This is a genomic window from Streptomyces sp. NPDC058877 (assembly GCF_042742855.1).
In the GTDB taxonomy this organism is placed as follows: Bacteria; Actinomycetota; Actinomycetes; order Streptomycetales; family Streptomycetaceae; genus Streptomyces.
In genome coordinates, this window is the sequence record NZ_JBHYMF010000034.1 from 38,380 (window position 1) to 51,524 (window position 13,145).

Below are 13,145 nucleotides of genomic sequence, written 5' to 3' on the forward strand. Positions count from 1 at the left end.
AGGAGGGGAAGCCGTTCGTCTCGTCGAAGGGGGAACGGGCCATGAGCCGTCCAGTCGTGGCGAGGGTCCTGTGCGGCACCGCGGTGCTCGTCCTGGTGACCGGCTGTTCCTCGGGAACCCCCGGGGAAGGGGCGACCACGGTTGCGCCGGTGTCCGCCTCCTCCGCGCCGGGCCCGTCCCCCCGGCCCCAGGACGGTCGGGTCACGGTGGCGGGCACGCTCACCGAGGGGCTGGAGTCCCCCTGGGGGCTCGCGGAGCTTCCGGGCGGCGATCTGCTCGTCTCCTCGCGGGACGAGCGGACGATCACCCGGATCGACGCCCGGACCGGCGCCCAGACGGTGCTCGGCGAAGTCCCGGGGGTCGTGCCGGGCGGCGAGGGCGGGCTGCTGGGGCTCGCGGTCCGGGACGGCCGGGTGTACGCGTACCTGACGGCCGCGTCGGACAACCGCATCGTGCGGATGCGGTACGACGGCGGGGAGGGCGACCGGCTCGGCGCGCCGGAGCCGGTGCTGACCGGCATTCCCAAGGGGCGGGTGCACAACGGCGGACGGATCGCGTTCGGCCCGGACGGGATGCTGTACGCGGGTACGGGCGAAACGGGCCGGACCGGCCTCGCCCAGGACCTGGACTCCCTGGGCGGGAAGATCCTGCGGATGACCCCGGAGGGCGAACCGGCGCCGGGCAACCCCTTCGGGGGCTCCGTGGTCTATTCGTACGGGCACCGGAACGTGCAGGGGCTCGCCTGGGACGCGGCGGGCCGGCTGTGGGCCGCCGAGTTCGGGCAGAACACCTGGGACGAGCTGAACCTGGTGCGGCCGGGGCGGAACTACGGCTGGCCGGAGGCCGAGGGGCGGAGCGGAAGGGCCGGTTTCGTGGACCCGGTCGCCCAGTGGCCGACCTCGGAGGCCTCACCGAGCGGGATCGCCTACGCACGGGGGGCGATCTGGATGGCCGGACTCAGGGGAGAACGGCTGTGGCGGATCCCGCTCTCCGGAGCGGAACGTTCCGGAGAGCCCGAGGCGTTTCTGACGGGTGAGTACGGACGCCTCCGCACGGTCCTCGCAGCGGGCGGCGACCGGCTCTGGCTGGTGACCAGCGAGACCGACACCCGGGGAACCCCGGGCCCCGGGGACGACCGGATCCTCCGGCTCGTCGCGGAGTGAGGAGGCGGTGACCGTGTTCGGTGGACTGGAGGAGTTCTTCGCGCCGGGGCGTCGGCACACCGAGGAGGAGCGGCGCCGACAGGCCCTGACCCGGGAGGATCCCGGGGACGCCGACCCGGCACGCGGCCCGGTGGACCTGAGCTCGGGCCGGGTCACCATACGGCTCCCCCGCGGCTCAGGGGGGTGCGTCCAGGAGGCGGAGGCGGTGGGCCAGGGCGGCGGCCTCGCCCCGGCCGGCGACGCCGAGCTTGGCGAGGATGTGGGAGACGTGGACGCTGGCGGTCTTGGGTGAGATGAACAGCTCCTCGGCGATCCGACGGTTGCTGCGCCCGGCCGCGACCAGGCTCAGCACCTCCTGCTCCCGGGGGGTCAGGTCGAAGCCGTGGCCACCGGGCTCCGCCGGTGTCCGGGGCTCCTCGGGAACGAGCGGGAGACGGGCGCGGGTGGCCAGCAGCTCCACCTCCTCGCGGAGCGGGCGGGCACCGAGCCGGACGGCTGCGGCATGGGCCTCGCGGAGCAGCGCCGCGGCCTCCTCCCTGCGGCCTCCCCCGGCGAGCAGGACGTCGGCGAGGCGATGGTGGGCGCCGGCCAGCTGGGCGGGGCGGGCCAGCGGCTCGTAGGCCTCGACTACCTCGGCCCAGCGGACTGCGGACTCCCGGGCTTCGGCGGCGGTCGGCAGTCCCCGGTTGTCGGCTTCGGCGGTGACGGCGGTCAGGAGGAGCGGCCAGCCGTAGCGGTGGGGTGCCGGGCGGGAAGCCGGCCTCCACGACGGCGGCGGCCCCGGCCCGCACGTCCGCGAGGCGCCCCCGCCCCCGGGCGCCGGGCGCCACGGTGGCCTGCTCGACGCCGTGGGGTCGGCACACGCCGAACGGCAGGTGCGTCCGGCCGTCCGGGGCGACCGTCCCGACGGTGGGCGGGTGGGGGCTCAGGAGCGGTGCAGGGCCCTCGCCGCCCGCCACTCGGGGGCGAGGACCGCCCAGACCTCGGTGTCCGTGCGGGTCCCGCGGTGCAGGTAGTTCTCGCGCAGGACGCCCTCCCGCGTCATCCCGAGGCGCCGGGCGACGGCGATGCTCGGCGCGTTCTGCGCGGAGACCAGCCATTCGACGCGGTGGATGCCGCGCTCCTCGACCGCCCAGTCGACGATGACCCGGCAGGCCCGGGTGACCAGGCCCCGGCCTGCTGCGGAGGGCTCCAACCAGCAGCCCGCCTCGGCGGTGCCGTGCGTGGTGTCCATGGTCCGGAAGAGGACGCCGCCGACCAGGGTGCCGCCGGTCCGGATGCCGTAGAGGCGCCCGGTGTCGTTCGCTGCCTTCTCCGCGTACGAGCGGAGGAAGGAGCGGGCGGAGTCCAGGTCCGTGACGAAGTCGGGCAGGGCGATGTGTTCGCCGATGAAGTCCCGCCCCCGGTCCATGTGGGCGAGGAACTCCTCGGCCTGCCAGGGTTCGAGCGGCTGGAGCTCGGCGCCGTCGTCACCCAGCGATGTTGCGAACATCGTCGTTCTCCTCTGCTGCCGAAGCCGTCACGCGCTGTGCGGGGATCTTCGCACGGGCGTCGGCGGCCTCCCGGCACTCGGGGGGTTCGATGCTGATCCGGGGCAGCAGGCGGTCGAGCCACTTCGGCAGCCACCAGTTCGCACCGCCGAGCATGTGCATGAGCGCGGGGACCAGGAGGGTCCGCAGCACGAAGGCGTCGAGGGCGACGGCGGCGGCCAGCGCGATGCCGAACATCGCGATGACCCGGTCGCCGCTGAGGACGAAGGCCAGGAAGACGGAGATCATGATGACGGCGGCGGAGTTGATCACGCGGCTGGTCTCGGCCAGGCCGATCCGGACGGCCCGCCGGTTGTCGCCGGTCTCCAGCCACTCCTCGTACATCCGGCTGACCAGGAAGACCTGGTAGTCCATGGAGAGGCCGAAGAGGACGGAGACCATGATCACGGGGAGGAAGGGTTCGATCGGTCCGGCACTGCCGAGACCGAGGAGTTCGCTCCCCCAGCCCCACTGGAAGATCGCGACGACGATGCCGAAGGCGCTGGCGACGGCGGCGACGTTCATCGCGGCGGCCTTGAGCGGAATGCCGATCGAGCGGAAGGCGAGCAGGAGCAGCAGGCAGCCGAGCGCGATGACCGCGCCGACGAAGAGCGGCAGCTTGCCGACGATGATCTCGGCGAAGTCGTCGTACGAGGCGGTGACGCCGCCCACGTGCACCTCCAGGGAGGTGCCCGCCCCGGTCTTCGGCAGCACGTCCTCGCGGAGCCGGTCGACGAGCTCGCTGGTCGCCTTCGACTGCGGCGCGGAATCGGGGACGACGGTGAGGACGGCGGTGTCGCCGGCGCCGTTGTACGTGATCGGGGAGACGGAGGCGACGCCCTTGGTGGCGGTGAGGGCGGCCGGCAGCTGGTCGAAGGCGACCCGGTCGTCGGCGCCGTCGAGGCCGGCGACGAGGGTGAGGGGGCCGTTGACGCCCGGGCCGAAGTCCTCGGCGAGCAGGTCGTAGGCCTTGCGGGTGGTCGCGGTGGCCGGATTGTTGCCCTGGTCGGAGGTGCCGAGGTGGAGCGAGAGGGTCGGCAGCGCCAGGACGCCCATGACGAGGACGGCGATGCCGCCGAGGAGCTTGGGGTGCCGCTCGACGAAGGCGGACCAGCGGGCGGCGAAGCCGGTGGGCAGCTCGGGCTGCGGGCCGCGCTCGGCGAGGGCCCGGCGTTCGCGTCGGGACAGCGCCCGCATGCCGATGAACGAGAGCAGCGAGGGCAGCAGGGTGACGGAGGCGGCGACGGTGAGGACGACGGTGAGCGAGGCCGCGATGGCGACGCCGTTGAGGAAGGAGAGCCGCAGGATCAGCATGCCGAGGAGGGCGATGCAGACGGTGGCGCCGGCGAAGACGACGGCACGGCCGGTGGTGGCGACGGCGGTCTCGGCGGCCTCCGCCACGGAGAGGCCACGTTTGAGGCCCCTGCGGTGCCGGGTGACGATGAACAGGGCGTAGTCGATGCCGACGCCGAGGCCGACGAGCATGCCGAGCATGGGGGCGAAGTCAGCGACGGTCATCAGGTGGCCGAGGAGCGCGATCCCGGAGTACGCGGTGCCGACGCTGACGAGCGCGGTCGCGATCGGGAGCACCGAGGCGGCGAGGGAGCCGAAGGCGAGGAAGAGCACGACGGCCGCGACGGCGACGCCCACGGCTTCGGCGATGTGCCCGCCCTGGGCCTCGGTGAGGGCGACGGCGCTGCCGCCGAGCTCGACCTGGAGGCCCGCGTCCTCGTCGGCGGCGCTCTTCGCCGTGTCGACGAGGGCCTTCGCCTGCGCCTCGGGGATGTCGTCGGCCTGCGCCGCGAAGGCGACGGTGGCGTAGGCGGTGTGACCGTCTTCGCTGATCCGGCCGTCGACGTCGCCGTAGGGGGAGGTCACTGCGGCGACGCCGGGGAGCGCCGCGACCTCGTCGAGCATCGCGGTCATCCGCTGCTCGACGGCATCGGCGCGGACGCTGCCGCGGTCGCTGTGCCAGACGATGGTGTCGCTGTCGCCGCCGAGGCCGTGGAAGCCGCGTTCGAGGAGCGCGGTGGCCCGACCGGACTCGGTTCCGGGGACCTCGTAGTCGTTGGAGTACGCGTTGCCTGCGAGGGCCGCTCCGGCGGTGGTGCCGCCGAGGGCGAGCAACCAGAGGAGAACGACGACGAGGCGGTGCCGGATGCACCAGCGTGCGATTGCGGCCAAGGAGGTACTCCTGACTGGATCTGTACTCGCGCTCCACTCTTACAGCCAAACGTGATCGTTTGCCCGTTTCGTGTCGATCCTCACAGGAGGCACGGCGGGCCCTGGACCGAGGTCGCGGGCCCGCCGGGGTGGGTTTTCCGGATCGCGGGTTCCGGAGGCCTCAGCCCGAGACGCTCGGGCGGCCGTTCTCGATGTGGCCCATCAGACGGCGTCGGAATCCTCCGGGAGCGGTGACCTCGACGTCGTACCAGCCGTGCGCGTCGGCGGCCGAGTGCACGACCGTGCGGGTCCGCCCGGGCTTCACGGTGACGGTGCGGGCCGCGCGGGAGTGCTCCCCCAGGTCCTCGCGGTCCATGTAGCCGAGCGGTCGGACCGTGAAGGCGAGCGGGGCACCGGAGTCGTTCCGCACCGTGAGGTGCAGGTCGCGGTCGTGGTGGTCGATGCGCGTGACGAGTCCGGCACCGACCCCGGCCGCCCCCTCGAACTCGCGCCGGAAGCCGTTCGGGCCGGTGATCGTGAAGCGGTAGTGGTCACCCGGCACGCGGACCGTCCACTCCCCCGTCCCCCGGACGTCCTGGTGCTGCGGCACGTCGAACTCGCCGGCGTACGGATAGAGGGCGAAGTGCGCGCTCGACCTGCCGGTGTTCTTCAGGGCCACGGTGACGACCCCGTCGCCCACCGTGGCCGAGGCGTCCGGCTGATAGGGCAGCGGGCGCGCCGGACGGGTGCCGGGTTCCTGGACGGGCATCGCCTGTACGGCCGGCGGCTGGGGCCGCCAGCGGCCGGTGAAGGGCGGGACCGGGCCGGGCTGCTCGACCGGCGGCTGCCGGCGGGTGCGGTGGAAGTCGAAGGCCGAGGTCAGGTCGCCGGTGACGGTGCGGCGCCAGGGGGTGATGTGGGGTTCCTCGACGCCGGTCAACCGCTCCAGGAAGCGGATCACGGAGGTGTGGTCGAAGGTCTCGGAGCAGACGTAGCCGCCGACCGACCAGGGGGAGACGACGAGCATCGGGACGCGGATGCCGAGGCCGGTGGGCTGGCCGTTCCACCGCTCGTCCGTGTTGTCGGCGGGCGGGACGGGCGGCGGCACGTGGTCGAAGAAGCCGTCGTTCTCGTCGTAGTTGATCAGGACGACGGTGTGCCGCCAGACCTCGGGGTGCGCGCCGAGGGCGTCGAGCACCTGGTAGACGAGGCTCGCGGAGGCGACCGGGGAGGAAGCTCCGGGGTGCTCGGAGTCGACCGCCGAGGGGACGAGGTAGGACACCTCGGGAAGGGTTCCGGCAGCGACGTCGGCACGGAAGGCCGCGGCGAGGGTGCCGGACTCCACACGGCGCAGGCCCCGCTCGAAGAGGGAGCGCTCGGCGTCGGTGAGCTCGGCGACGCCCTCCTCCAGCAACCCGAGGAGGCGGGTGCGCCCGGCGGCGTCGGCGGTGTTGCGGACGGCGGCGTAGAAGGACTCCATGAAGGTGTGTCCGCCGGTCTTCGCGAGCGCCTTGCGGGCGATCTGCTTGAAGGAGGTGAAGAACTCGATGTTGTTGTCGGTGAAGTTCTCCCACTCGGTGTACGTCTTCCAGCTGCGCCCGGCGGCTTCGAGGCGCTCGGCATAGGTGGACCAGCCGTAGCCGGGGTGCGTGCCCTCGGCGTAGGCGGCGTTGGTGACGGCCCGCTTGCCGTCGGCCTCGTAGCCGGTCCACCCCGACCAGAGGTGGTTGCGGTTGGGGCTCGTCGAGGTGTGGATCGACGAGTGGTAGGCGTCGCAGATGGTGAAGGCGTCGGCCAGTTCGTAGTGGAGCGGGATGTCACGGCGGTCGTAGTACGCCATGGTGGCGGCGGTCTTGGCCGAGACCCAGCCGTCCATCCAGCCGCCGTGCCAGGCCTTGGCCCCGCCGCCCCAGGAGTGGTCGAGGTCTCCGATGTACTGCAGGTCCTTCGCCTGCGTCTCGGCCGCGCCGCGGACCGGGAAGGGCAGCACGGTCCGGCCGAGGGCGGCGGGCTGTTCGAAGACCGGCTTGCCGGAAGGGAGTTCGATGGCGTTCCGGTCGCCGAATCCGCGGACGCCGCGCAGGGTGCCGAAGTAGTGGTCGAAGGACCGGTTCTCCTGCATCAGGATCACCACGTGCCGGACCGCGGCCATCCCGCCGGCCGGCGGCTCGGCCGCCATCGCCGCCTGGAGGGACGGCGGCAGCAGGGACCCTCCGATGGAGGCGCCGAGCGCGCCTCCGCCGAACGCGAGCAGCCTTCTGCGCGAAAACTCCGATGCCACGCCCCGACCTCCTCATCGACGACCCACGGCTCGCCTTCGAGCCGTGGGGGCGGTACGGCGGGGACGCTAGGGGGACGGGGTGACCGGGAGAGGGCCTGGTGGGGGCCGGTTGGTGAACGTCCCGAAGGAGCGCCGACGGGACGCCGAGGGGATGCCGAAGGGCTGCGGCCGGGGCCCGACGAGCCGGGCCGGCGCGCTGGCTCCTACAGGAAGTGGATCTCCCTCAGTGCCCGCTCGGTGTCCGTGCACCACGTGCGGTACGAGGGGAGCTGCGCGAGCACCGCGAGGTCCGTGCGCCGTACGAGCAGGTCGGCGGAGTCGCGCAGCACGTCCGCTCCCCCGGGTCCGGTCAACTTCTTCCAGACCTGCTTGGGATCGAGCTTCTGCTTCCCGCCCTTGAACGGCACCCGGCCCTCCACCGCGGACGGCTTCCCGTAGGGGTAGTCGACGAGCGGTCCGACCACGGATTCGAGCGCGGCGCGGTCGGCCAGCATCCACGACTCGGTCTCCAACACCGGGACGAGGGGAACGGAGACCCCCGCGCGCGGGGCGAGCTCGCGGCGCACGCCCAGCTCGGCGATCAGCTTGAGCCGGGCGTCGAGCGCGTCGTGGTCGCCGTGGACGAAGACGACGTCGCAGTCACGGGCCAGCTCGGCGGCCGCGTCGAGCACCCGCTCGGGCTTGTCGTTGGACCGCACGTCCGAGACCTCGCAGCGGAGCACGTCGATGGGCCGGGAACCGTGCTCCAGGACCGTCGCGTCGAGCTGCCGCTTGACCAGACTCCGCAGATACGGACCGTCGCTGCCCTCGACCAGCAGACCCGGCAGCAGCGTCCTCATTCCCCACCCCTGTTCAGCTTGCGCAGCAGCCGCTCCACCTGCTCCGGCGAGACGGTCTCGCCGGGTTCCCGGTCCGGGTCGAAGGCCCGCAGCGGCCGGGCGACCGTCGTGCGGGAGATCGTGCCGTCCTCGGGATCGACGCGGTCCGCCTGCTCCAGGAAGACCAGGCTGCCGGAGAGGTCGTCGCGCAGGGCCGCCAGGAGAGCCGGGGAGTGGGTGGTGGCGACGAGCTGCCGGTACACGGACGCTCCCGGGACCACCCCGGTCCCCCGTCGCAGTCTCCGCACCAAGTCGGCGACGTGGTCCGGGTTCATCCCGTTCTCGATCTCCTCGACGCACAGGGTTCCGGCCCACAGCGAGTCCTGTGCGGCGGCGAGGAGACCGATCATGCGCAGGGTGCCGTCCGACAGCGCGGGCGCCGAGAGCCACCCCGTGTGGGCGAAGGCGACCTCGAAGTCGATCTCCTCCCGGCGCTCGTCGAAGACCGTGCGCACGTCCTCGACCCCGTCGACGAGCGCGGCGAGATCGGCGATGAACCGCCGCCACGCAGCGGGGCGGCCCTCGATGCGCTGGAGGACCTCGGCGAGGTTTCGGCCGTCCGGGGTGAGGCGTCCGCCGACGAAGGCGGGGGTGGGCTGCCGCAGGGCGGCCGGCTCCAGGACGAGAGGGGGCCAGGACGCGCACTCCCGGGCCGCCAGCGCGCGGAGTTCCCCGCCGGGCACGGCGAAGAGCGCCTCCGCCCCCTCCTCCCGGGCCGCTTGCTCCTCGTCGGTGGTGAGCGGCGCTCCCAGGGGCCCGTGAAAGGGGACGTACTCCTCGTGGTTCGCCGTGAAGTCCGCCTGCGCCTGCCGGACGGCCTTCCGGTCCTCGTCCGTGAGGCCGACGCGGTCCAGCCAGCTTTCGTCCGTCAGGCTGCTGACCCACACCCCGCTCCCGCGCACCGCGGAGATTCGCTGCGAGGAGGCGGAGGCGCGGGCCGCCCGCAAACGGATGCGGAGCGGCAGCGGACCGAACCGCGAGGCCGCCAGGACCCCCACCGTGATCGTCAACTCCCGGACGGGCTCCCCCGCCCCCTTGTGGAAGAACCGGGCCGGGGTCAGCCGAGGGTCCGAGCGGACCGTCTCCTCGAAGCCGCGGTCCGCGGTCCCGGCGACGAGCCGGAGTGCGTCGAACAGGTTCGACTTCCCTGCCCCGTTCGCACCCAGCATGATCAGCGTCGGAGGGACATCGAGGCTGAAGTGGCGGAACGACTTGAAGCCGTCGATCCGGATCTGGGTGATCATCCTGGGCCCTGCTCCTCGGCTCTCCGCATGCTGGTTCGCACCTCACCCTAGCTCCGGGGCCGGGTCTGCCGGGGTCCGCCGCATCGTCGAACTCGCACCAGACGGTCTTGCCCGGGCTGCGCTCGCCGACGCCCCAGCGGTCGGCCAGGGCCGCGACCAGGAACAGGCCACGGCCGGACTCCGCGTCGGGGGCGGCGGGCGGGCGCGGGGCGGGGGTGCCGCCGCCGCTGTCGTGGACCTCGATCCGCAGCGGGCCGGGGCGTTCCAGGAAGAGGTGCAACCGGTAGCCCCGGCCGGGTGGGACGCCGTGCCGGAGCGCGTTGGTGGCGAGCTCGCTCACGCACAGCAGTACGTCATCCGTGCGGGCGTCCAGACCCCAGTCGGCCAGCGCGGCGCGGGCGAAGGCACGGGCGAGCGGGACGGAGCGGCGTTCCCTGCGGTAGAACGCCTCCCGGAACAGGGGAAGTCGGTTGTCCATGCCGGACACGCTGACGCCCTGCGCCACTTCCGCCCCAGGGGCCGGACCCGTACAGATTCTTTGTACGGGTCCGGAAGGCGTCGGGTACGCGCGGCGCGGGGAAGGCACCGCTCATGCAACGCGGTGCGAACCCCCGGAAGAAGGTCCCGTCGTGGGAAGTGGTCGGCGCCCTGGTGGCGCTCTACCGGAAGCAGGCGGGCCTGACCCAGCCGCAGTTGGCCGCGCGGGTGTGCGTGGGCCTGGAGACGCTGGGCTCGATCGAGCAGGGGCGGCGGGCGCTGCGGCTGCGCCTGGCGGCCGAGCTGGACGAGCTGCTGGAGACCGGCGGGGCGCTGGCCGTGGCGGTCGGGAAGGCGCCGAAGAAGGAGCGCTATCCGGCCTTCGCCCAGGAGTTCATCGAGCTGGAGGCGCAGGCCCTCGCGCTGTCCTCCTACGAGAACGCGGTGGTGCCGGGGCTGCTCCAGACGCCGGACTACGCCCGCGCGGTCTTCGACTGCCTGTATCCGCCGCTCACCGCGCAGGAGGCGGAGGACCGGATGCTGGACCGGATCGACCGGCAGCGGGTCTTCGAGCAGCAGCCCTGGCCGCCGATGATGTCCTTCGTACTGAACGAGGCCGTGCTTGAGCAGCCGATCGGCGGCCGGGAGGTGCTGCGCGAGCAGCTGCGGCACCTGCGGCTGATGGCCGAGCGCCCCTTCCTCTCGCTCCAGGTCGTCCCCAAAGCACGCACCCGGCACGCGGGGCTCGCGGGGCCGATGGTACTCCTGGAGACGCCCGACCACGAGCACGTCGCCTACATCGAGGGGCAGCGGGTCAGCTTCCTCATCGACGACCCCGACGAGGTCGGTCTCCTGCAGGCCAAGTATGGAATGCTGCGGTCACAGGCCCTGACGCCCGAGGACACCATGGGCCTGCTGGAGCGTCTGGCAGGAGTGACATGAGCGCAGCAGCAGCACTTTCGTGGTTCAAGTCCAGCTACAGCAGCGACGAGGGCGGCAACTGCCTCGAAGTCGCCTACGACTGGCGGAAGTCCAGCCACAGCGGCAGCGAGGGCGGCAACTGCGTCGAGGTGGCCGCCCATCCCGCCGCCGTGCACGTCCGGGACTCCAAGCTCGGCGGCAGCGGCCCGGTCTTCACCGTCTCCCCCACCGCCTGGCGCGCCTTCGTCGGGACCGCCGGTCACTGACCCGCCGCACCGACGGGAGACCGCCCGCGCCCTCCGGGACCTCCGGTCCCCGGAGCGGTGCGGACGGACTCCCGGGCTTCCCCTGTTCGATTGACCGCCCCGAGCCGCGAGCGGCAGGCTGATTGCCTGTCAATTCGCGTGATCTGGGGGAAGTTTGAGCGGCACCGCACATCACATCGGGCCGGACTCGACACCCGACCGGTACCGCCTGCTGCGGTCCATCGGTCGGGGCGGCGAGGCCGTGCTCTACCTGGCGGAGATCGAGCTGGCCGGCGGGACGGAACCCGTCGTCGTCAAGGTGCTGGACTCCAAGACGACGATCACGCCCGAGCTGTTCGAACGGATCAGCCGGAAGTGGAACGAGCAGGCCGAACTGCTGCGCTTCGTCCACCGCCCCGGCGTGGTCGGCGTCCGGGAGCACTTCCAGGGCCCGCCGATCCACCGCCCGGGCGAGTCCGGCGCACTCAGCGGGCGCGCCCTGGTGCTCGTCATGAACCACGTCGACGGGCTCGACCTGCGCGACTGGCGGGCCGAGCGCACCCTGGCCACGCCCGCCGAACGGCGCGAGGTGATGCGGACCCTGGAGCAGCTCGCCGACGTCCTCGACTGGCTGCACTCGGGCAGGGCCACGCCCTCCGGCCGGGTGGTGGTGCACGGCGACCTCTCCCCCGGCAACGTCATGGTCGACCAGCACGGCCAGGCCACCCTGGTGGACTTCGGGCTGAGCAAGCTGACCGCCGACCACCAGACGGCCGAGGTGTGGTTCACCCCCGGATACGCGGCGCCCGAGGTCTTCGAGGGCAAGCGCACCCCCGGGTCCGACCGCTACGCCTTCGGGGCCATCGCCCACTTCCTGCTGAGCGGCGAGTCCCCGCCGCCGGTGCCGGAGCAGCTGAGCGCCGCGCTCGCCGCGCTGCCGCCCGTCGCGGCGCTGCCGCCGGAGCAGCGGGCCCGGGTGCTGAGCATCGCCGCGGCCGATCCGGACGAGCGGCCGGTGAGCCTGTCCGGCTGGGTGAAGGACGTGCGGCACGGCGTCGTGTCCACCACCACGACGAACCGGCCGGCCACCCTCCAGGACGCCGTACGACCCCCCGTTCCGCCGCTCGCCGCCCCGGCCCCGCCGGCCGCGCCACCGGTCCGGGACGCCGTCCCGGCGGTCCCTCCGCCGCCGGGCACCCCGCCCCTCGCGCCCCCGGCCGCCACGCCGGGCGACACGGGCGCGCCGGGCTCTGCCGGGGCTCCGGGTGCTCCGGGTGCTCCGCAGGGCTTCGGCCCGCCGACGTACCCGGTCACCACCGGGCCGGCGGCGGCCCCGGTTCCGATGGCCGCCCCGGGACCGGGGGCAGCCCCTCCGGAGCGGCCCGAGCAGCCGGCCGAGGCCACGCACGCCGCTCACCAGGAGATCTCCGGTCCCGGCGGTCCGTCGTCCGGCGGCCCGGTCACGGCCCCGCCCCCCGCTCCGCGCCGCAAGCGCCGCACCGGCCCCGTCCTGGGCGCCGTCGCCGCGGTCGCGGTCATCGCGCTGGCCGCCGCGGTCGGGGTGAAGCTGCTCGGCGACCGGGCCGGGCAGGACGCCGACTCCGCGAAGGGCGGCGGCGCGACCGCCTCCGCACCGGCCGCCACCGCACCGGCCGCCACCGGACCCACGGTGGACACGGAGCCGACCGCCGAGTCGCCCTCGCCCGACCCCACCGCCCTGGAGCCGGAGCCGGTCGACGCGGACCCCACGGACGCCGATCCGACGGGGACGGAGTCCGCCGACCCGAGCGGTTCCGTCGGTCCCTCCTACGCCTCCGACGCCCGCGTGGCCGATCTGACGGCGCTGACCCCGATCTCCGAGCACAATTTCAAGATCACCTCAACCAAGATCAACACCAAGGAGTACGGCGCCGCCCTGCACGGGAGCTGCTACTACGGCGCCTACGTCGAGTACGACCTCAACCGCGCCTGGGAGACCTTCGAGTTCACCGCCGGCGTCGACGACGGTTCGAAGGTCGAGGCGGCCCGGGTCGTGATCTCCGTGGACGACCAGCCGGCCCTGTTCAACGAGAACGTGCATCTGGGCAAGCCGGTCTCGCGCACCCTGAACGTCGCCGGTGCGCTGCGGCTGCGCCTGAAGGTCGAGTCCTCCTCCTGCTCCCAGCACGGCAACGGCGTGATCGCCGCACCCACCCTGCGCCGCTGACCGGGCACGCGAAGGGCGGCCCCGCACCGGAAGTCCGG

At 73.3% G+C, this 13,145-nt stretch carries 10 protein-coding genes and 2 pseudogenes; 5 read left to right on the forward strand and 7 right to left on the reverse strand.

Annotation, left to right across the window (positions count from 1 at the left end):
• Positions 1 to 41: 41 nt before the first annotated feature.
• Positions 42 to 1,163 carry a PQQ-dependent sugar dehydrogenase gene (locus ACFW2Y_RS11205; protein WP_384876524.1) on the forward strand — a complete coding sequence of 374 codons (1,122 nt, stop codon included), beginning with the start codon at positions 42 to 44 and terminating at the stop codon, positions 1,161 to 1,163.
• Between the two features lie 13 nt (positions 1,164 to 1,176).
• Complete coding sequence (locus ACFW2Y_RS11210; protein WP_384876526.1) at positions 1,177 to 1,455, forward strand: DUF6191 domain-containing protein; 279 nt, start codon at positions 1,177 to 1,179, stop codon at positions 1,453 to 1,455.
• On the opposite strand, the pseudogene ACFW2Y_RS11215 reads toward ACFW2Y_RS11210, so the two are convergent.
• From ACFW2Y_RS11215 to ACFW2Y_RS11245, 7 genes and pseudogenes are all read right to left on the reverse strand, one after another.
• Positions 1,339 to 1,981 (reverse strand): annotated as a pseudogene (locus ACFW2Y_RS11215) (LuxR C-terminal-related transcriptional regulator); the annotation flags it as partial. The gene ACFW2Y_RS11210 and the pseudogene ACFW2Y_RS11215 overlap by 117 nt on opposite strands.
• Positions 1,982 to 2,088: 107 nt before the next feature.
• Positions 2,089 to 2,655: a GNAT family N-acetyltransferase gene (locus ACFW2Y_RS11220; RefSeq protein WP_384876528.1), complete on the reverse strand. Its 567-nt coding sequence runs from the start codon at positions 2,653 to 2,655 to the stop codon at positions 2,089 to 2,091.
• A complete protein-coding gene (locus ACFW2Y_RS11225) occupies positions 2,633 to 4,876 on the reverse strand; it encodes an MMPL family transporter (protein ID WP_384876530.1) in 2,244 nt (747 codons plus the stop codon). Before ACFW2Y_RS11225 ends, ACFW2Y_RS11220 begins: the two co-directional genes overlap by 23 nt.
• 160 nt (positions 4,877 to 5,036) lie before the next feature.
• Positions 5,037 to 7,136 carry a phosphocholine-specific phospholipase C gene (locus ACFW2Y_RS11230; protein WP_384876532.1) on the reverse strand — a complete coding sequence of 700 codons (2,100 nt, stop codon included), beginning with the start codon at positions 7,134 to 7,136 and terminating at the stop codon, positions 5,037 to 5,039.
• A 203-nt stretch (positions 7,137 to 7,339) separates the two neighbouring features.
• Positions 7,340 to 7,975, reverse strand: a complete 636-nt coding sequence (locus ACFW2Y_RS11235) for a hypothetical protein (RefSeq protein ID WP_384876547.1) — start codon at positions 7,973 to 7,975, stop codon at positions 7,340 to 7,342.
• Positions 7,972 to 9,258, reverse strand: coding sequence for an AAA family ATPase (locus ACFW2Y_RS11240; protein WP_384876535.1), 1,287 nt, complete (start codon positions 9,256 to 9,258; stop codon positions 7,972 to 7,974). The genes ACFW2Y_RS11235 and ACFW2Y_RS11240 overlap by 4 nt, the downstream gene beginning before the upstream one ends.
• A gap of 88 nt (positions 9,259 to 9,346) precedes the next feature.
• Positions 9,347 to 9,736 (reverse strand): annotated as a pseudogene (locus ACFW2Y_RS11245) (ATP-binding protein); the annotation flags it as partial.
• Between the two features lie 113 nt (positions 9,737 to 9,849).
• On the opposite strand from ACFW2Y_RS11245, the gene ACFW2Y_RS11250 reads away from it, so the two are divergent.
• The 3 genes from ACFW2Y_RS11250 to ACFW2Y_RS11260 all read left to right on the forward strand — a co-directional run bounded on the left by ACFW2Y_RS11250 (position 9,850) and on the right by ACFW2Y_RS11260 (position 13,107).
• Positions 9,850 to 10,677 (forward strand): Scr1 family TA system antitoxin-like transcriptional regulator, encoded by an 828-nt coding sequence (locus ACFW2Y_RS11250; RefSeq protein WP_384876537.1) that lies wholly within the window; start codon positions 9,850 to 9,852, stop codon positions 10,675 to 10,677.
• On the forward strand, positions 10,674 to 10,922 hold the full coding sequence (locus ACFW2Y_RS11255) for a DUF397 domain-containing protein (protein WP_384876539.1): 249 nt from the start codon (positions 10,674 to 10,676) through the stop codon (positions 10,920 to 10,922). Before ACFW2Y_RS11250 ends, ACFW2Y_RS11255 begins: the two co-directional genes overlap by 4 nt.
• Positions 10,923 to 11,076: 154 nt before the next feature.
• Positions 11,077 to 13,107: a protein kinase gene (locus ACFW2Y_RS11260; RefSeq protein WP_384876541.1), complete on the forward strand. Its 2,031-nt coding sequence runs from the start codon at positions 11,077 to 11,079 to the stop codon at positions 13,105 to 13,107.
• Positions 13,108 to 13,145: the final 38 nt, after the last annotated feature.